Origin of the sequence: Agrobacterium sp. CNPSo 3708 (genome assembly GCF_028674915.1) — a bacterium.
Taxonomy (GTDB): Bacteria; Pseudomonadota; Alphaproteobacteria; order Rhizobiales; family Rhizobiaceae; genus Agrobacterium; species Agrobacterium cavarae.
In genome coordinates, this window is the sequence record NZ_JAQZSF010000009.1 from 232,926 (window position 1) to 250,568 (window position 17,643).

Sequence of the window (17,643 nt, forward strand, 5' to 3'; positions counted from 1 at the left end):
CATTCCCTGGCGCGATCTTGCAACCACGCCTCCCTCTCTCAAAGTCTCGTTTCGTCACGTTCCGTCTTTGCCGGCAAGGACGCAACCGGTTTTTCCGTTTTCGACGGGTAAAACGTATAGGACAAGGTCAGTGTATGAATGTTCTTCGTTTCCCGAGCCTTGACGATTTCCGGATCGATAAAGAAAACCACCGGCATTTCCAGCGTCTCACCCGGCTGAAGCGTCGTCTCGGTGAAGCAGAAGCACTGCACCTTGTTGAAATAGGCGCCGGCTTCCATCGGCGTCACGTTGAAGACGGCGGTCCCCGTCGTTGCCACGGGAGAACGGTTGGTCGCCTTGAAGGTCACCTGGATCGTCTCGCCAATCCGAGGCTCGACCATCTTGTTCACCGGTCGGAAGTCCCAGTTCAGACCGTTGGAGGTGTTGGAATCAAACGTCACCTTCATCGTCTTGTCGAGGATGACATCGGAATATTGCTCGACGCGCTGGGTGGTGCCGTTATAGCCGGTGACCTGGCAGAACAGGCGGTAGAGGGGCACGGAGGCATAGGCCATGCCGACCATGCCGCAGACGAAGACGAGACACAGCACAAGGATCGAGCCGTTGCTCGTCTTTCTGCTTCCCGTCGTCTTTTGAGCTGTTGCCATGTCTCCCTCCTCCCGAGCGTCGTCCGGTCTAGTGACCGCCGATCTTGATGATGGTGATGATGTAGAAGAGCACCACCAGGGCCGCGAGCGTGAGGCCCAGCGCGATATTTCTCCCGCGCCTCGATCTCTTCTGCGCTTCGTTGAGCTTTACGGTCTCGATCATGCCGCACCCCCAAACATCGTGACAAAGGACGGCACGAGATGATCGGCCAGAAGCGCGGAGAAAATCGCAAACAGGTAGAATACCGAGTAAGCGAACATCTTCTTTGCCGGCATCATCTTTTCATCGCCATCCGGCATGCGCCGAACGGTGATAGAACAGTAGACGAAGATGACGCTCAGCACGGCAGCGAAAATTCCATAGCCCAATCCGGCGAGACCGGAGAAATAGGGTGCCACGGCAACCGCCATGGTCAGCACGGAATAGGCAATCATCTGGTTCTTGGTCGAGCGTTCACCAGCGACATTCGGCATCATCGGGATGCCGACGGAGCCGTAGTCGCGCATCTTGAACAGCGCCAAGGCCCAGAAATGCGCGGGCGTCCACAGGAAGATGATCAGAAACAGGATGGTGCTGTCGAGGGACACGTTACCCGTGACGCAAGCCCAGCCGAGCATGGGCGGGAAAGCACCTGCAGCCCCACCGATCACGATGTTCTGTGGCGTCGAGCGCTTGAGCCACATCGTATAGACGACGGCATAGAAGAAGATGGTGAAGGCCAGAAGACCGGCAGCAAACCAGTTGACCGCGAGACCCAGAATAGCAACCGAGAAGACCGAGAGCGTCAGTCCGAAGGCAAGCGCCTCACCCGGCGCAATCCGGCCAGATGGAATGGGGCGCTTGGCCGTGCGAGACATGACCGCATCGATATCGGCATCGTACCACATATTCAACGCGCCCGACGCGCCTGCGCCGACCGCGATGCAAAGGATCGCAATCACGCCGAGGATCGGGTTGATTTGACCCGGGGCGAGAATAAGTCCGGCAAAGGCCGTAAAAACCACGAGCGACATCACGCGGGGTTTCAAGAGCTCGAAGTAATCGCGCGCGCCGGCTTCCGAAAGCGAGGCGGAGTCGATTGCCAGCGTGTCGTGATTGTCAATAACGGTCATTATTTCCTGCTTTCCCGAAAGGCGCCCCATTGCAATGCGGCGCCATTTCTCATTTCGCCCGGCGTAAAACTGACATCTATCATGTTACGCCGGACAAAACGCTCGGACAAAATGCCTCAGCGGATGCGCGGAAGCTGCTCCCACTGGTGGTACGGCGGAGGAGACGACAGCTGCCATTCCAGCGTGGTGGCACCTGGACCCCAGGGATTATCGCCAGCGATACGCTTCTTGGCGAAGGCTTCCCAGACGCCGAAGAGGAAGATCAGGACAGCAACCGCCGAGATGTAGGAGCCGTAGGACGAGACCAGGTTCCAGCCCGCATAGGCATCCGGATAGTCGATATAGCGGCGCGGCATGCCGGCCAGACCCAAGAAGTGCTGCGGGAAGAAGATCAGGTTGACGCCGACGAACATGACCCAGAAGTGCAGATTGCCGATCTTTTGGTTGTACATGTAGCCGGTGATCTTCGGGAACCAGTAGTACCAGCCAGCAAAGATCGCGAAGACGGCACCCAGCGACAACACGTAGTGGAAGTGCGCTACGACGTAATAGGTGTCGTGCAGCGAACGGTCGAGACCGGCATTGGCGAGCTGAACGCCGGTAACACCACCCACCGTGAAGAGGAAGATGAAGCCGATTGCCCAGATCATCGGTGTCGTAAAGGTCAGCGAGCCGCCCCACATCGTTGCGATCCAGGAGAAGATCTTGATGCCGGTCGGCACCGCGATCACCATGGTTGCAAAGACGAAGTAGCGCTGCGCTTCAAGCGAGAGGCCGACGGTATACATGTGGTGTGCCCACACGATGAAGCCGACGGCACCGATCGCGACCATGGCATAGGCCATGCCGAGGTAACCGAAGATCGGCTTCAGCGAGAAGGTCGACACGATGTGGCTGATGATGCCGAAGCCGGGCAGGATCAGAATATACACTTCCGGGTGGCCGAAGAACCAGAACAGGTGCTGGTAGAGGATCGGGTCGCCGCCGCCGTCAGGAGAGAAGAAGGTGGTGCCGAAATTGCGGTCCGTCAGAAGCATGGTAATGCCACCTGCCAGAACCGGAAGCGACAGAAGCAGAAGGAAGGCGGTAACGAGCACGGACCAGGCAAACAGCGGCATCTTGTGCAGCGTCATGCCGGGCGCGCGCATGTTGAGGATCGTGGTGATGAAGTTGATCGCACCGAGGATCGAGGATGCACCGGCAACGTGAAGCGCGAAGATCGCAAGATCGACCGCCGGCCCCGGCATACCGCTCGTTGATAGCGGTGGATACATGGTCCAGCCACCACCCACACCATAGGCACCTGCCGGACCTTCGACGAAGAGCGAAAGAAGAAGCAGAATGAAGGCGGGCACGAGCAGCCAGAAGGAGATGTTGTTCAAGCGCGGGAAAGCCATGTCCGGCGCGCCGATCATGATCGGCACCATCCAGTTGGCAAAACCGCCGATCATGGCGGGCATGACCATGAAGAAGATCATGATGAGCGCATGCGCGGTGGTGAACACATTGTACATGTGCTTGCCGCCGTCGATGGCCGCATCACCTTCGAAGCCATAGACCATGGTTGCCAGGCCGTGGAAGATCTGGATGCCCGGTTCCTGCAGCTCCATGCGCATGACGACCGAAAGGCCGCCGCCGATGATGCCGGCAATGATTGCGAAGATCAGATAGAGCGTGCCGATATCTTTATGGTTGGTCGAGAAGAACCAACGCTGCGCAAAGCTCGGCATATGATCGTGATGCGCGTGATCGTCGCCATGCGCGCCATGGGCGGCACGATCATGAGAGTGATGGTCGTCGTGTGCGGAATGTCCAGCCATTGTCCTCACCCCTTGCCTTAGTTGGTTTCATTTGCAGCGACGCGAAGGGCGCTTGCGCCATCCACAGAAGCCATCAGCGCCCGGTTGGCACCGCTCAAATCAGAAGCAGCGGCAGCAGCCCAGGTTTTATATTGCTCTTCGGAAACCACCCGTATGGCAATCGGCATGAAAGCGTGATCCTTGCCGCAAAGCTCGGAACACTGACCGTAGTAAAGTCCTTCTTTCTCCGTCTTGAACCAGGTTTCGTTCAGACGGCCAGGAACGGCATCGATCTTGACACCGAAGGCCGGCATCGCAAACGCATGAATGACATCCGTCGGCGCAGCGGTGACGAGAAGACGAACCGTCTTGTTCACCGGAACAACCATTTCATTATCGACGGCGAGAAGGCGAGGATAGATCGCGCGGTTTTCCTTGCCAGCAGCAGCGCGGTCGGCATCCTTCAACAAGTAGCTGTCGAAGGCCAGAGGCTCTGAACCTTCTGCCGCCTGGTATTCGTAGTTCCACTGCCATTGGGTGGCGGTTGCCTTCAATGTCAGGTCAGGATTTTCCGGCTGCGTCAGCTGCGCGTTGAGCAGGTTGAAGGACGGGAATGCCAGGAAAAGAAGAATGAGAACGGGAGCCAGCGTCCAGATGATTTCGATCGCCGTATTGTGGCTGGTCTTGGACGGTACCGGATTCTTGGATGCCCTGAACTTCGCAACAACGAGAATGAGCAGGACGAGAACGAAAAGCGTGACGGGAACGATAAACCACAGGGTATATTGTTCAAACCAACGAATTTCGTGCATGATTGGCGTTGCGGCCTCCTGCAATCCCATCTGCCAATCCTTCGGCTGGTCAGCGCGGGCGCCGACAGCCGAGAGCAGACAGATCATGCCCGCAAACGCTGCGTTAATCCTAGTAATCACGGTACCTCTCCCTCACGCACCCGGTCATGATCAATCCCAGGCACAGAATCCATGCTTATAGTATTAGACTCAAATCATAGTTTGCCCGCCGCCGCAATATCGCCCAGCTTTTGCAGAGTGGCATTTTTCTTCCCCCTAATTTTTCCCACTCACGCATCGTTGAAACCATATCGAAAAACCAAAAACGGCACTCATCATTCCTGAGGCCGTATTGGATTTAAGCCTCCACAGGTCCTATTTTGGCCGTACTCACTTGGAAATGAGAGACCCGGCTCTTTCATTTCCAGCACCGGACGTCAAAATAGCCGCACTGATTCGAATTCCAGAGGTATCCATGCGTCTGCCCCCGATTGCGCGCGCCGCTCTTGTCGCCGCCGGTTTCTCTCTTCTCGCGTCCGGCGCGAGCGTCGCCCAGCAGCCGCCTGGTACGCCGAAGTCCACGCACGGCTCATGGTCGGTGATCTGCGACAAGCCCGCGGGCGCGTCCGAAGAGCAATGCGCATTGATGCAGAACGTCATTGCCGACGACCGCCCGGAAGTCGGCCTTTCGGTCGTCGTGCTGAAGACCGCCGACCGCAAATCCCGCATTCTTCGCATCCTCGCACCGCTTGGCGTGCTGCTCAAGGATGGAATGGAACTCTACATCGACAATAACAATATCGGCCGTGCCTATTTCACCCGCTGCTTTTCCGAGGGCTGCTATGTGGAAGTCGACATCGACGATGAGCTGATGAAGGTTCTGCGTGCGGGAAAGCACGCGGTTTTCGCATTGCGTGAATCGGTCGACCAGGATCGCGTGGGTATTCCGATCGAACTCAGCGGCTTTGCTGAAGGCTATGACGCGCTCCCTTGACGTATGCTGTGGCTGGCGGACAGATGCGCTGTGCCCGATCGACAATTCCCAAACAGACCCCTGAGGCGGCTTGCGCCGGCTCATCCCAGCACCTAAATCTCACATGAATAGATGATGGATGCTGACGCCTGGAGTACGCGATGACCCAAGACCTTCTGACGCTTTTCGATTGCGATGAGGGGACCTTGCGGAGCCGCGTCGCGGACGCCCTTGCAGGCGCCGATGACGGCGAACTCTTCGTCGAACATGCCCAGGCGGAATCGCTCACCTTCGACAATGGCCGCCTGAAAGGCGGCAGTTTCAATACCGATCAGGGTTTTGGCCTTCGCGCCGTTGTCGGCGAGACGGTCGGTTACGCCCATGCGGGCGAGCTTTCGACTGCCGCGCTGCAACGCGCAGCCGATGCGGTCGGCGCCGTCACCAAGGGCTACTCCGGCTCCTATGCGGCGGCACCCCAGCGCACCAACAAGAAGCTCTACGGCGACGAAAACCCGATCGGCTCGCCCTCCTTCGAGGAAAAGGTCAAGCTTCTGACCGAGATCGACACCTATCTGCGCGACAAAGACCCCAAGGTTCGCCAGGTGACGGCATCGATTGCGGCAAGCTGGCAGATCGTCGATATTCTGCGCGCCGATGGGCACCGCGTCAGTGACGTTCGCCCCATGACACGCATCAATATCTCCGTGGTCACCGGTGAAGGCGATCGCCAGGAGACCGGTTCCTACGGTATTGGCGGACGTGTCGGCTTCGGTGATTTCATTACAACCGAGAACTGGCAGCGGGGCGCTGACGAGGCGCTGCGCCAGGCGCTGGTCAATCTGACGGCAATCGACGCGCCTGCCGGCACAATGGATGTCGTGCTCGGCTCCGGCTGGCCCGGCGTCATGCTGCACGAGGCGGTCGGGCATGGTCTCGAGGGTGATTTCAACCGCAAGAAGACATCGGCCTTCGCAGGCCTGCTTGGTGAGATGGTCGCAGCACCTGGCGTCACAGTGGTGGATGATGGAACCATCGACAACCGTCGCGGCTCGCTGACGGTGGACGACGAGGGCACGCCGTCCGGCTACAATGTGCTGATCGAAAACGGCAAGCTTGTCGGCTATATGCAGGATCGTCAAAACGCCCGGCTGATGGGCATGACGGCGACAGGCAATGGACGCCGCCAGGGATATTCCCACGTTCCTATGCCGCGCATGACCAACACCTACATGCTCGGCGGAGACAAGACACCGGACGAGATCATCGCGTCGGTCAAGAAGGGCATCTACGCCGTCTCCTTCGGCGGTGGCCAGGTGGACATCACCTCGGGCAAATTCGTGTTCGGCTGCACGGAGGCCTATCTCATCGAGAACGGTAAGATCGGCGCGCCGGTCAAGGGCGCCATGCTGATCGGCAACGGACCGGATGCGATGAAGCGTGTGACGATGATCGGCAACGACATGAAGCTCGACACCGGCATCGGCAATTGCGGCAAGGCCGGCCAGTGGGTGCCGGTTGGCGTTGGCCAGCCGCATCTACGCATGGACCAGATCACGGTCGGCGGCACCAAGGCCTGAGGTCTGCAGATGGGGACGCTCGTCAAGATCGTTCCCTATAATGCTGATTGGCCGCGCCTCTATCGCGAGACCCAAGACCGTCTCGAAGCGTTGTTGGGCGAGATTACCGAAGGCATCGAGCATGTCGGCAGCACGCCGCCAAGCCCTATATTGATATCGACGTTGTTCTGAAACATTCCACGCAGATGGAAGACGGCAGGGCGCGCATGCAAGCCGCTGGCCTCGAGCCGCGCGGGTCTCGCCGCGATGACGGGGTGTTTGCCTTTATGCTTCGGGATCCGTTGCCGGGTCTGCGCGTTTATCTTTGCCCGCCCAATAGCCTCACCCAGCAGAACAGATTGCGTTTCCGTGATATCCTTCGCCAGAACCCCTCTCTTGCCAATCACTATGCGACGCTTAAGATGGCTCTCGCCAAGCAATACACGGACAATGGCGATGCCTATACCCGCGCCAAGTCCGACTTCATTCGCGAGACGCTGAATACCGACACGTCCCCCGCATCCGCGCCCTAAGCGCCCTCTCCCCCGATCAGGAAAAGATGACCTTCGTTTCCAATGCACTCGTTCCCGAACTGGCCGTCACGGACTGGCACAAGAGCCGGACATTCTATTGTGACCTGATCGGCTTTCATGTCGTCTATGAGCGACCGGAAGAAGGTTTCACCTATCTTGCGCTCGGCGACGCCCAGTTGATGATCGACCAGATCGGCGCCGGACGCACCTTCGAGCAGGAGAATGCGCCAATCCACTTCCCCTTCGGACGGGGCATGAACCTGCAACTCGCTGTCCCGTCCCTTCAACCCATCCTCGACAGGCTGGAGCTTGCGCGCGTGCCACTTTTTCTTCCGCTTGAAGAGAAATGGTACCGCAAAGGGGAGACTGAGGTCGGTAACCGGCAGTTCGTCGTCCCAGATCCGGATGGCTATCTCATTCGCCCATTCGAGAGCCTCGGCGAACGCGTCTTCCGGTTCGGGTAAGGGATGGACATGACACTGCCTCGCATGCCCAAAGCGGTCGTCTTCGATATGGACGGCGTTCTGATCGACACCGAGACGCTTTATCGCGATTCCTTCCTGGCGGCTTCGCAGGATGGCGGGCACGATTTGCCGGTCGAACTGTACCAACGTGTCTGCGGAAGTCCCTGGGATGTCATCAGCGGCACGATCATTGCCGAACATGGCGCTGATTTTCCAATGGATGCGTTTCGTGACGCGTGGCTGCGTCATCTGGCCGTCAGCATGGCCGGCGGCGTAGAACTAAAGGCCGGTGTCGTGACGATGCTCGACCTGCTGGACGATCTTAAGCTGCCGCGCGCCATCGCCACCTCATCCCGGCACGAATCCGTCAATCGACATCTTGGGCCTCATAATCTCCTGGCTCGCTTCGATCACATCGTGGCGCGCGAGGATTATACCGAGCCGAAGCCCTCCCCCATGCCCTATCTAACCGCTGCCCAACGTCTTGGCGTCGATCCTGCGGAATGCTTGGCGCTGGAAGATTCCTATCACGGCGTTCAATCCGCCTCCTCCGCCGGGATGATGACGGTGATGGTGCCGGATGTCGCGCCTGCCACCGAGCGGATGCGGGAGACGTGCGTTGCGATCTGCTCCGGCCTGTCGGAGGTCGCTGCCTTGCTTCGTGATGAAAGGACGCTCGGCTAGTCGATAGAAGCTGGGTCGAAGCGCCATTTGCGTTCGATCGAACCAATCAAATCCAGCTGGTTGTGACGGGCAAGCAGAAGAACGTGGCCGAGCAGGTCTGCCACTTCATCGGAAAGGTCTTGCCTCATTTCCTCTGGTGTTTTGCCCTTCGTCCGACCACGCGCCGTCAAGCGGTTCCACGCTTGCGTCACCTCGCCGACCTCTTCCTGCAGCTTCAGCATGAACCAGTCAGAATCACGCTCGATACTGTTTGACGCAGCATAGGACGCCGAAGCTTTCTCGAATTTTTGCATCAGGTCAGCCAGCATCACGTTCCCCCTTCGTTCACGCGACACTGACCACGATTCGCCCGCCACTGTCGACGGCCATTCCCCTTACAGCATCGGGCCGAAATCGGACCCGATTTTCGGAAAGCACGACGCGCCAATTTAGAAAGATGACGCATCCCCTTGTGCGTCCAACAAGACGCGCGGCGCTTAGGGGTACATGCGGACCTTCGTCCATGGGGCGTCGGTGGATTCACGCCGGAATTCCACCCGGTCGTGGAGGCGGAATTTCCGGTCGTGCCAGAATTCGATGGTCAGCGGGTTGATGCGGAAGCCAGACCAGTATGGCGGACGCGGGATTTCACCCAGCGCATATTTGGCGGTGTATTCCGCCACCGCCTTTTCAAGTGCAAATCGGCTTTCCAGAGGTCGGGACTGCTTGGAAGCCCAGGCACCGATGCGGCTGCCGCGCGGGCGCGAAGCATAATATTCATCCGCCTCTTCGTCCGACACCACCTCTACCAGCCCACGAACACGCACCTGTCGGCGCAGGCTTTTCCAGTGGAAGCACAAGCCGGCTTTCTGTTGCCCAAGAAGCTCGTGCCCCTTGCGGCTCTCAAAATTCGTGTAGATCACGAAGCCGCGTTCGTCTGCCGCCTTCAGCAGCACCATTCGCACGCTCGGCATTCCGTCCTCATCCACAGAAGCAAGCGCCACCGCATTCGGATCGTTTATCTCCGACGCGGTTGCATCACGCAACCATTCGGCGAAAAGCGCAAATGGTTCATTTTCTTCCGTGAAGTCACTAGATGTTAACCCCGATTCCGACATATTGAATAAAATGCTCCAAAGCTGATTTGCGTACCAGAGATGAGTTCTGGGTAAGAGATGGTGATCGTCATAGCAAAGTCGAACAGTCGCACAAAGAGCTTCCTGTCATCGGTCGTCAATGTTTTTGCCGCCGGCTTTCTGGCCGTTGCACTGACTGGCTGTGTCAGCCTTGATCTTTTCGGCGGCGAAAAAGTCGACCGCTCGCTCTCCACGGCCTCCGTGCCAAACCAGCCGACCCAGCCGGCGCTCTCCGATGATGCCACCATTCGCAATGCCGTGACATCTGCCGACCTGGTGAAGGTTGCCGAATCTCCCGTTCCCTGGGCGAATGCAGCGACCGGCAGTGCCGGTGTCGTGACAGCAATCCGCGAAGACAGAACGACGGGCTTCGTCTGCCGCAACTTCAATACCACGCGCCATTCCTTCGAGGGCGTGGCGAGCTATACCGGGCAAGCCTGCCTTTCTGAGACAGGCGAATGGCTGATGACCCGCTTCGATCAGAAGTAAAGCATTTACCTTATTCTGCGAGATGAGACCTGCGACACGCTCAGTCATGCGTGTGTAAAGGTCTGGTTAGCAACTTCTTGCCACAGTCCCATCCAGTTCAAGACACTGATCGTGCAACATTTTCGAAGGTTGGCACGTTCAGGTCTCGAGTTTCTTCTGTTTCAGGTCGCTTCAACAGGCGGCTGCAGTCTCGGGCGTAACTGGTGGTTCGGATGCGTGATCCCTATTCTATTCTCGGCGTCAAGCGCGATGCCGATTCGGACGAGATAAAGGCCGCCTGGCGTTCCAAGGCGAAGATCGTTCATCCCGATCACAATCGCGATGACCCGGATGCCAACGCGCGCTTCACCGAGATCGGTCAGGCCTATGATTTGTTGAAGGACCCGAAGAAGCGCGGTCTCTATGACCAGGCGCGCCGGGCCTCGGACGGCAAGCAGCGAGAACAAACCATCATGCAGAAGCGGGAAGCCGCACGTGAGGCCGCCCGCCAGGCTGCCGAACGTGCAAAGGCCGCCGAGAAGCTGATGGAAGAATTGGCTCGGGCGCAGGCGCGCAACGAGAAAGCGACCGCCGAAAGCGAAGAAGGTCCTTCGGCCAACGCGACGAGCGGAAGCACCAAGCCGGAAACGCCCGAGGATATGCTGGAGCGTATCTTTGGCGCCGAAGCCAAGGTGAAGGGCGGCGTGGACTCGGGCAAGAGCGGTGTGGCTGGATCTGCCGAAGACGCATCCGCTCAGGAGACGGCGGAAGCCGGAAACTCTGTTGCGTTCGGCTTTTTCAATGCACTTATCCGGCGCTTCAAACCGGCTCCACCGGTCGTGGAGAAAGCCCCCGACATGACGGCGGAAGCGATCGTAACCGTGAGCGATATTATCGCTCAGAAGCAGGTGACGCTCCGCATGCCAGACGAGCGCGACGTGCGCTTCCAATTGCCGGTCGGAGCTACGGATGGACATGTGGTTCGGCTGAAGGGTCAGGGCCTCAAGCTGCCGGACGCACCACGTGGCGATCTCGTCGTAACCGTTTTGACCGCACGCGACGACGCGTTCACCGTGAAGGGCTACGATATCCACACGAGCCTACCGATTGCACTGGCCGATGCAGTGCTCGGTTGCGAGGCCAAGGTTCAATCGCCTCGTGGAGAACAGCAGCTCTCGGTACCGGCCTGGTCTGGTTCGGATAAGGCTATTCATGTGCCTGGAAAAGGCTTGCAGAAGGACGATGGCACCTTTGGCGATCTTGTCGTCGAGCTGCGGATCGTGCTGCTTGAAACACCGGATGCTAAAGTAACAGATCTGATGCGCCACATGCGCGAAGGCCTTTACCTGTGACCACTCCGTGAAAGCGGTGAACAACGCACCCTTTGTTACGATCCCTTACATGAGATGATCTGAGGCCTTCTTGAACAGTGGTTCTGCCTATGCCATAGGCAGGATCATTTTGGAATATGAGGGAGCATTACATGGCTCAGACATCCGGCCTGATGGCTGGCAAGCGCGGTCTCATCATGGGCGTCGCAAACAATCGTTCGATTGCCTGGGGCATTGCCAAGGCCTGTGCCGATGCGGGTGCCGAACTTGCCTTCACCTGGCAGGGTGACGCATTGAAGAAGCGCGTTGAGCCTCTCGCTCAGGAACTTGGCGCCTTCATGGCTGGCCATTGCGATGTGACCGATCTCGAAACGTTGGATACCGTTTTCTCGAATCTCGAAGCGCATTGGGGCAAGATCGACTTCGTCGTGCACGCCATCGCCTTTTCCGACAAGGACGAATTGACGGGTCGCTACCTCGACACGAGCCGCGACAACTTCAACCGCACCATGGACATCTCCGTCTATTCTTTGGCGGCCGTTGCAAAGCGCGCCGAGCCGATCATGAATGACGGTGGCTCGATGGTGACGCTGACCTATTATGGCGCCGAGAAAGTCATGCCGAACTACAACGTCATGGGCGTCGCCAAGGCAGCGCTCGAGGCCAGCGTGCGCTATCTGGCAGTCGATCTCGGCAATCGCGGCATTCGCGTCAACGCCGTCTCCGCCGGCCCGATCAAGACGCTTGCCGCCGCCGGTATCGGCGATTTCCGCTATATCTTGAAGTGGAACGAGTATAACGCACCGCTGAAGCGCACCGTTTCCATCGAGGAAGTCGGCAAGTCCGCGCTTTACCTGCTGTCTGATCTCTCCACCGGCGTGACCGGCGAAGTGCATCACGTGGATTCGGGCTATCACGCGATCGGCATGAAGGCTGTAGACGCGCCCGATATTTCCGTCGTAAAAGACTAACATTGTTCAGCGATAACGATTGGCGCCGCCTCATTTTTGACGTGCGGCGCCGTCACGTCTTTAAAGGACAGAGTTAAAAAAGCAGGGGTGTGCAGTGCTGGTCTATGTTATCCGCCACGGACAGACAGACTGGAACGCGATCAGAAGGCTTCAGGGCCAAAAGGACATTCCGCTCAACGACTTCGGCCGCTCCCAAGCCGTCGGCAACGGCAAAACTCTCTCCGCCATCCTCGGCCCGACAGCCCCAGACTTCGACTACGTGGCCAGCCCCTTGGGCCGCACGCGTGAAACGATGGAACTTCTGCGCGGTGCCATGGGCCTCGACCCCACCGATTACCGCACCGACGAACGACTCGTTGAAGTGTCATTCGGTGATTGGGAAGGCTACACCCTGCCCGAGCTCAAGCTTTCCTTTCCCGACCGCGTCAGGGCCCGGAAAGCTGCAAAGTGGGACTTTATTCCGCCGGGCCAGAACGCCGAAAGCTACGAAATCCTGTCCTGGCGCATCGGCGCCTGGCTTTCATCCGTCGAGCGCAAGACCATCTGTGTTTGCCATGGCGGCGTGATCCGCAGCATGTTCCGGCTGGTCTCCGGTATGGACAAGGACGAAGCGGCCGAGATTCCCATTCCGCAAGACAAGATCTTAAAGGTCGAGACCGACAAGAATCTGGCCGAATGGGTCGATGTCAGGGAGACCGTCTAAAGCGTATTGCGATCTTTCAGATTCGCTCCTTACGCTTTAGGTCCTTCTTCTGTCGCATTCGTTATCGCAAAGCGCTGCACAGTTTTGCTTGGGCCATGCAATCTTGCCAAGGAACCGAAGCTCCTTGTCGGGCGCCGATTGGGCAAGCCTCCCCGCATCCGAAGCGCGAGTGGAATACAGGACGGGTTTCGAACTGACCGACGCGCCAAAATTGATGTCGGATCTGCGTGCCCAACGCTTGCGATAGTTGGAAATGCCGAAGTAAACCGTGCTTGGTTTAACAGCCTAACCAAAGCAACGGCCTGAACGCGACACAGGCTTACTGCACGACTTCGAGATCGTCCACGACGCGTTTACCGTCGACTTCGGTGTAGAACACCAGGACCTTCACGCCGGGCTGCAGGCCTTCGAAATTGAACTCTTCCGGCACTTTGTAATTCTTGCCGTCGGCAAGTGTGATGTTCAGGCCCTTCACGTCGACCTTGCTGATGGTCGACTCGACATCGACGCTCTGGGCAAAGCTGTTCAGAGGGGCAAACAGATTTGCAGTGGCTAAAAGTGCGGCAATCATCAAGCGCATGGTTCTAGCCTCCTTCAGGCTCTTTACGAGTTTTGCATGCGACAAGATTTCTCTCCCGAATGTGGCGGAATTTGCCCGTAACAATGTCAATTTCGGTATAATTGGTGAATGGATTTTAACCAATATCAAGCGCTTAGACTTTTTTTGTACCTGGCGCCGTGAAAACCAGCGCGCGCGGCCTGCTATACTATTTGTTTTAGATTATCTTTTAGAGTTGTCCGCAAGAATTGTTTTCCAGGCATGGACTGAGGACTCTCCGACGTGGCATCAGCATCGACATTTTCGCGTAGTGTCCGCGAGAAGAGCACACGGAAAAAGATGCTGTTTGGAGCTTCGGCGGGAGTATCGCTTGCGCTGATCTACTTTATCGACCCAGCGTCCTTCTGGATTGCGTTGCCTCTGACGATCATTCTGCTTCTGGTTGCCGAGCGAAACCACAATCTGACAATGATCCACATTCGCGAGAGCAAGCTTCTCGAACTCTCCCAACGCTTCAAGCTGGCGATGGATTCGTCCAATATTGGCCTTTGGGAACTGAATGGTGACGACGCATGCTACCTTGATGGGCGGGCCGCGGGACTGCATGGTTATCCGACGACGGAGAACGAATTTTCTCTATCACGATGGCTGGAAGCGGTCGTTCCGGAAGACCGAGTAAAGATCACGGACTTTCTGACCCGCTGTACTCAGGGAGAGGAGACCCACTCCGAAGTCTACCGGGTCCAATTGCGCTCTGGCGAACTACGCTATCTGCGAGCGGCAGGCTCAAACTACAGCACAGCGGATGGCGCGCGTCACACGAGCGGGATCATCTGGGATGTCACCTCGGATATGCAGGTGGCCGAGACACTAAAGAACTCCGTCTATAGCAGTCACGTGAAGAACGCCGAACTCGAGCTTGCGCTTCAGGAACTGTCTTCCCGTGAACACGATCTCATGGAACTGTCGCGGCGGCTCGACTTCGCGCTCCAATCCTACAATTGTGGCATATGGGAAGCCAATCTCTCGACCGACCATTCCTATTGGGACCGCCGTATGCACCAGCTCTATGGGCTGGACTATACAACCGGCTATACAGATCGAGCGACGTGGCTGAACTGTCTTCATCCAGATGACCGGGAGAAGGCGTCTGCGGACGCCGACCGATGCGCGGCCAACAACGAACCCTTCTCCAGCATTCAGCGCGTGCTGCTTCAAGATGGAGAGGTGCGCTACGTTCGCTCCGTGGGCAGCATCCATATTGACCGGGATGGACTTCGCAAGGTCATCGGCATTGCTTTCGACATCACCGCAGATGTGCGCCTTGCCGACGAGCTGAAGGCCGCAAAAGAAGAGGCCGAGGCACGCAATGCGGAGCTGATCGAGGCGAAGTCACACATCGAACACAACGCGCTGCACGATCCACTGACCGGGCTCGCAAACCGGCGAAAGCTGGATCTGGAGTTGGACTATCTGACGTCCTCACCTGTCGCGGCTGGCCGGGCACGTTTTGCCATCCTCCACCTTGATCTCGACCGCTTCAAACAGATCAACGACACGCTGGGGCACGCAGCAGGCGACGCAACACTGGCCAGGGCAGCAGAACTCCTTCGCCTCAATGTGGGCGATGCCGGCGTCATCGCCCGTATTGGCGGGGACGAGTTCGTCATCCTCGTCTCTCAGGTGACGGACAAGTACATCGTCACATCCATAGCGTCGAACATCATCGCGGCTTTCCAGCATCCCTTCGATTTTCAAGGGTTCACATGTCGATGCGGTGTCTCGATCGGCATCGCCTTTGGCGACGCCCAAGACAATGATGCACGCAAGATCCTCATCAACGCCGACCTCGCACTCTACCGCGCCAAAGCCATGGGCCGGAACCGCTACGAGTTCTTCACGCAAAATCTTCAGGCCGAGATCGTCAATCACAAGCGCACTGCCGACGAAATCCTGGCGGGGTTGGAGAAGGGTGAATTCGAAACCTGGTACCAACCGCAACTCTGCGCCAGAACCGGCGAGATCGCCGGCATGGAAGCGCTGGTCCGCTGGCGTCACCCGACACGCGGCCTGCTGACGCCGGACAAGTTCCTGGGTATCGCGGAAGAGCTGGACGTCGTTCAGGCGCTCGACCGCCTGACGTTGCAGAGCGCCCTGCAAGACAGACGGCTATGGAGCCTGAAGGGGTTGGAAATCCCTCGCGTCTCGGTCAACGTTTCAATCCGTCGCCTGCACGACGCCCAGTTGCTCGAAAGCCTCCACCAGCTTTACATCATGCCCGGCGAAGTCGTTTTCGAACTGGTCGAATCCATCTTTCTCGACGACAGCGACGAGCAGGTGGTTCAAAATCTCGACCAGGTCAAAGAGCTCGGCATCGACATCGAGATTGATGATTTCGGCACCGGACATACCTCGCTCATCAGCCTGCTGCGCCTCAAGCCGAAGCGCCTCAAGATCGACCGTCAGCTGGTCATGCCAATCCTCGGTTCGCCGCAGGAACGGGCGCTGGTCCGTTCCATCATCGATATTGCCCGCTCGCTTGGTGTCGAGACCGTCGCTGAAGGCGTGGAAACGATGGAACATGCCGCTATGCTGAAAGACATGGGCTGCGATATCCTGCAAGGCTATGCCTTCGCCGCACCTCTACCGGCTCAAGAATTTTCAGCCTATGCCATGCAACAGGAACTGCGTCGCGTGTCCTGATGCAGGCGGTCCTATTCCGATCAAAGAAAGGCTTTTGCCTTCCAGGTATTTTCCACTAAGGAGATGACCGCGCATTTTTGTAAATTTCGCGTTTCTCTATAGGAAACGCTGCCTGGTCTGGTTTTATTGTCATGTCGCATAACACGTTCGGTCACCTCTTCCGCGTTTCAACCTGGGGCGAAAGCCATGGTCCGGCGCTGGGCTGTGTGGTGGATGGCTGCCCTCCCGGCATTCGCTTCACGCTCGCGGAAGTGCAGGCCTGGATGGACAAGCGCAAGCCTGGCCAGAGCCGCTTCGTTACGCAAAGACGCGAAGATGACATCGTCAAGGTTCTTTCCGGCGTGATGCTGGATGAGGACGGCGAGACCATGATCACCACCGGCACGCCAATTTCCATGCTGATCGAAAACACCGACCAGCGTTCCAAGGATTATGGCGAGATCGCCAAGCGCTACCGTCCAGGCCACGCAGATTTCACCTACGACCTCAAATACGGCATTCGCGACTACCGAGGCGGCGGGCGCTCTTCTGCGCGCGAGACCGCGGCACGTGTCGCGGCCGGCGCCCTTGCCCGCAAAGTGGTGCCTGGGATGACCGTTCGTGCAGCCCTCGTGCAGATCGGCAAGCACAAGATCAACCGCGATAACTGGGATTGGGCACAGGTCAACGAGAACCCGTTCTTCTGCCCGGACCCTGACATGGTGCCGATCTGGGAAGACTATCTCGATACGATCCGCAAAGCGGGCTCTTCCATCGGTGCTGTGGTGGAAGTGGTTGCCGAGGGCGTTCCGGCAGGCATCGGTGCGCCGATCTATGCCAAGCTCGATCAGGATATCGCCTCCAATCTGATGTCGATCAACGCCGTCAAAGGTGTCGAGATCGGCGAAGGTTTTGCGTCTGCAGAACTCAGCGGCGAGGAAAATGCCGACGAGATGCGCATGGGCAATGACGGCAAGCCGTTCTTCCTGTCGAACCACGCGGGCGGCATTCTGGGCGGCATTGCGACAGGCCAGCCGATCGTTGCACGCTTTGCCATCAAGCCCACCTCTTCGATCCTCACCGAACGCCAGTCCATCGATGCCGATGGCAATAATGTCGATGTTCGCACCAAGGGCCGTCACGACCCCTGCGTCGGCATTCGCGCCGTTCCGATCGGCGAAGCGATGGTCGCCTGCACTGTGGCCGACCATTACCTGCGCGACCGCGGCCAGACCGGCAGACTGAAATAAACAG

At 58.0% G+C, this 17,643-nt stretch carries 18 protein-coding genes and 1 pseudogene; 11 read left to right on the forward strand and 8 right to left on the reverse strand.

Going from position 1 to position 17,643, the window contains the following annotated elements:
* Positions 1-38 precede the first annotated feature (38 nt).
* The 5 genes from PVA19_RS19790 to coxB form a co-directional block, all read right to left on the reverse strand.
* Positions 39-647: a cytochrome c oxidase assembly protein gene (locus tag PVA19_RS19790; RefSeq protein WP_112359397.1), complete on the reverse strand. Its 609-nt coding sequence runs from the start codon at positions 645-647 to the stop codon at positions 39-41.
* Positions 648-675: 28 nt separating this feature from the next.
* The gene (locus PVA19_RS19795; RefSeq protein WP_153311095.1) at positions 676-810 is read right to left on the reverse strand and encodes a hypothetical protein; all 135 of its coding nucleotides are present in this window, start codon (positions 808-810) and stop codon (positions 676-678) included.
* Entirely contained in the window at positions 807-1,760 is a 954-nt protein-coding gene (locus tag PVA19_RS19800) for a heme o synthase (protein WP_112519221.1), read from the reverse strand. The genes PVA19_RS19795 and PVA19_RS19800 overlap by 4 nt, the downstream gene beginning before the upstream one ends.
* A 116-nt stretch (positions 1,761-1,876) precedes the next feature.
* Positions 1,877-3,580, reverse strand: a complete 1,704-nt coding sequence (gene ctaD, locus PVA19_RS19805; RefSeq protein ID WP_111847567.1) for a cytochrome c oxidase subunit I — start codon at positions 3,578-3,580, stop codon at positions 1,877-1,879.
* A gap of 17 nt (positions 3,581-3,597) precedes the next feature.
* Positions 3,598-4,458 (reverse strand): cytochrome c oxidase subunit II, encoded by an 861-nt coding sequence (gene coxB / locus PVA19_RS19810; RefSeq protein ID WP_062425893.1) that lies wholly within the window; start codon positions 4,456-4,458, stop codon positions 3,598-3,600.
* A 367-nt stretch (positions 4,459-4,825) separates the two neighbouring features.
* On the opposite strand from coxB, the gene PVA19_RS19815 reads away from it, so the two are divergent.
* The 5 genes and pseudogenes from PVA19_RS19815 (at position 4,826) to PVA19_RS19835 (ending at position 8,560) form a co-directional block, all read left to right on the forward strand.
* Entirely contained in the window at positions 4,826-5,344 is a 519-nt protein-coding gene (locus tag PVA19_RS19815; protein ID WP_062425894.1) for an invasion associated locus B family protein, read from the forward strand.
* 140 nt (positions 5,345-5,484) lie between these two features.
* A complete protein-coding gene (tldD, locus tag PVA19_RS19820; RefSeq protein ID WP_062599450.1) occupies positions 5,485-6,900 on the forward strand; it encodes a metalloprotease TldD in 1,416 nt (471 codons plus the stop codon).
* Between the two features lie 9 nt (positions 6,901-6,909).
* Positions 6,910-7,412: pseudogene (locus PVA19_RS19825) on the forward strand (GrpB family protein).
* A gap of 26 nt (positions 7,413-7,438) precedes the next feature.
* The gene (locus PVA19_RS19830) at positions 7,439-7,876 is read left to right on the forward strand and encodes a bleomycin resistance protein (RefSeq protein WP_112359393.1); all 438 of its coding nucleotides are present in this window, start codon (positions 7,439-7,441) and stop codon (positions 7,874-7,876) included.
* A gap of 9 nt (positions 7,877-7,885) precedes the next feature.
* On the forward strand, positions 7,886-8,560 hold the full coding sequence (locus PVA19_RS19835) for an HAD family hydrolase (RefSeq protein ID WP_062599671.1): 675 nt from the start codon (positions 7,886-7,888) through the stop codon (positions 8,558-8,560).
* Here the strand turns inward: PVA19_RS19835 and PVA19_RS19840 are convergent.
* Both PVA19_RS19840 and pdxH read right to left on the reverse strand, forming a co-directional pair.
* On the reverse strand, positions 8,557-8,868 hold the full coding sequence (locus PVA19_RS19840) for a MazG nucleotide pyrophosphohydrolase domain-containing protein (protein ID WP_274103916.1): 312 nt from the start codon (positions 8,866-8,868) through the stop codon (positions 8,557-8,559). The two genes, PVA19_RS19835 and PVA19_RS19840, sit on opposite strands and share 4 nt — an antisense overlap.
* A gap of 168 nt (positions 8,869-9,036) precedes the next feature.
* Positions 9,037-9,657 carry a pyridoxamine 5'-phosphate oxidase gene (gene pdxH / locus PVA19_RS19845; RefSeq protein WP_062599446.1) on the reverse strand — a complete coding sequence of 207 codons (621 nt, stop codon included), beginning with the start codon at positions 9,655-9,657 and terminating at the stop codon, positions 9,037-9,039.
* 57 nt (positions 9,658-9,714) lie between these two features.
* Between pdxH and PVA19_RS19850 the strand changes: the two genes are divergently transcribed.
* The 4 genes from PVA19_RS19850 (at position 9,715) to PVA19_RS19865 (ending at position 13,148) form a co-directional block, all read left to right on the forward strand.
* Positions 9,715-10,164 carry an RT0821/Lpp0805 family surface protein gene (locus tag PVA19_RS19850; RefSeq protein ID WP_082479170.1) on the forward strand — a complete coding sequence of 150 codons (450 nt, stop codon included), beginning with the start codon at positions 9,715-9,717 and terminating at the stop codon, positions 10,162-10,164.
* Positions 10,165-10,376: 212 nt separating this feature from the next.
* Positions 10,377-11,495 carry a DnaJ C-terminal domain-containing protein gene (locus PVA19_RS19855; protein WP_274103917.1) on the forward strand — a complete coding sequence of 373 codons (1,119 nt, stop codon included), beginning with the start codon at positions 10,377-10,379 and terminating at the stop codon, positions 11,493-11,495.
* 131 nt (positions 11,496-11,626) lie between these two features.
* Complete coding sequence (gene fabI / locus PVA19_RS19860) at positions 11,627-12,445, forward strand: enoyl-ACP reductase FabI (RefSeq protein WP_062425901.1); 819 nt, start codon at positions 11,627-11,629, stop codon at positions 12,443-12,445.
* Positions 12,446-12,539: 94 nt separating this feature from the next.
* Positions 12,540-13,148 carry a histidine phosphatase family protein gene (locus tag PVA19_RS19865; protein WP_274103918.1) on the forward strand — a complete coding sequence of 203 codons (609 nt, stop codon included), beginning with the start codon at positions 12,540-12,542 and terminating at the stop codon, positions 13,146-13,148.
* A 319-nt stretch (positions 13,149-13,467) separates the two neighbouring features.
* Here the strand turns inward: PVA19_RS19865 and PVA19_RS19870 are convergent, their stop codons facing one another.
* Positions 13,468-13,728: a DUF1344 domain-containing protein gene (locus PVA19_RS19870; RefSeq protein ID WP_062425904.1), complete on the reverse strand. Its 261-nt coding sequence runs from the start codon at positions 13,726-13,728 to the stop codon at positions 13,468-13,470.
* A 318-nt stretch (positions 13,729-14,046) separates the two neighbouring features.
* Between PVA19_RS19870 and PVA19_RS19875 the strand changes: the two genes are divergently transcribed.
* A complete protein-coding gene (locus PVA19_RS19875; RefSeq protein WP_274103919.1) occupies positions 14,047-16,410 on the forward strand; it encodes an EAL domain-containing protein in 2,364 nt (787 codons plus the stop codon).
* 131 nt (positions 16,411-16,541) lie between these two features.
* Complete coding sequence (gene aroC, locus PVA19_RS19880; protein WP_274103920.1) at positions 16,542-17,639, forward strand: chorismate synthase; 1,098 nt, start codon at positions 16,542-16,544, stop codon at positions 17,637-17,639.
* Positions 17,640-17,643 lie beyond the last annotated feature (4 nt).

Coding starts and splice junctions, on each gene's coding strand:
- PVA19_RS19790 (WP_112359397.1), bottom strand. CDS start 647: ATGGCAACAGCTCAAAAGACGACGGGAAGCAGAAAGACGAGCAACGGC.
- PVA19_RS19795 (WP_153311095.1), bottom strand. CDS start 810: ATGATCGAGACCGTAAAGCTCAACGAAGCGCAGAAGAGATCGAGGCGC.
- PVA19_RS19800 (WP_112519221.1), bottom strand. CDS start 1,760: ATGACCGTTATTGACAATCACGACACGCTGGCAATCGACTCCGCCTCG.
- ctaD (WP_111847567.1), bottom strand. CDS start 3,580: ATGGCTGGACATTCCGCACACGACGACCATCACTCTCATGATCGTGCC.
- coxB (WP_062425893.1), bottom strand. CDS start 4,458: ATGATCTGTCTGCTCTCGGCTGTCGGCGCCCGCGCTGACCAGCCGAAG.
- PVA19_RS19815 (WP_062425894.1), top strand. CDS start 4,826: ATGCGTCTGCCCCCGATTGCGCGCGCCGCTCTTGTCGCCGCCGGTTTC.
- tldD (WP_062599450.1), top strand. CDS start 5,485: ATGACCCAAGACCTTCTGACGCTTTTCGATTGCGATGAGGGGACCTTG.
- PVA19_RS19830 (WP_112359393.1), top strand. CDS start 7,439: ATGACCTTCGTTTCCAATGCACTCGTTCCCGAACTGGCCGTCACGGAC.
- PVA19_RS19835 (WP_062599671.1), top strand. CDS start 7,886: ATGACACTGCCTCGCATGCCCAAAGCGGTCGTCTTCGATATGGACGGC.
- PVA19_RS19840 (WP_274103916.1), bottom strand. CDS start 8,868: ATGCTGGCTGACCTGATGCAAAAATTCGAGAAAGCTTCGGCGTCCTAT.
- pdxH (WP_062599446.1), bottom strand. CDS start 9,657: ATGTCGGAATCGGGGTTAACATCTAGTGACTTCACGGAAGAAAATGAA.
- PVA19_RS19850 (WP_082479170.1), top strand. CDS start 9,715: ATGGTGATCGTCATAGCAAAGTCGAACAGTCGCACAAAGAGCTTCCTG.
- PVA19_RS19855 (WP_274103917.1), top strand. CDS start 10,377: ATGCGTGATCCCTATTCTATTCTCGGCGTCAAGCGCGATGCCGATTCG.
- fabI (WP_062425901.1), top strand. CDS start 11,627: ATGGCTCAGACATCCGGCCTGATGGCTGGCAAGCGCGGTCTCATCATG.
- PVA19_RS19870 (WP_062425904.1), bottom strand. CDS start 13,728: ATGCGCTTGATGATTGCCGCACTTTTAGCCACTGCAAATCTGTTTGCC.
- PVA19_RS19875 (WP_274103919.1), top strand. CDS start 14,047: ATGCTGTTTGGAGCTTCGGCGGGAGTATCGCTTGCGCTGATCTACTTT.
- aroC (WP_274103920.1), top strand. CDS start 16,542: ATGTCGCATAACACGTTCGGTCACCTCTTCCGCGTTTCAACCTGGGGC.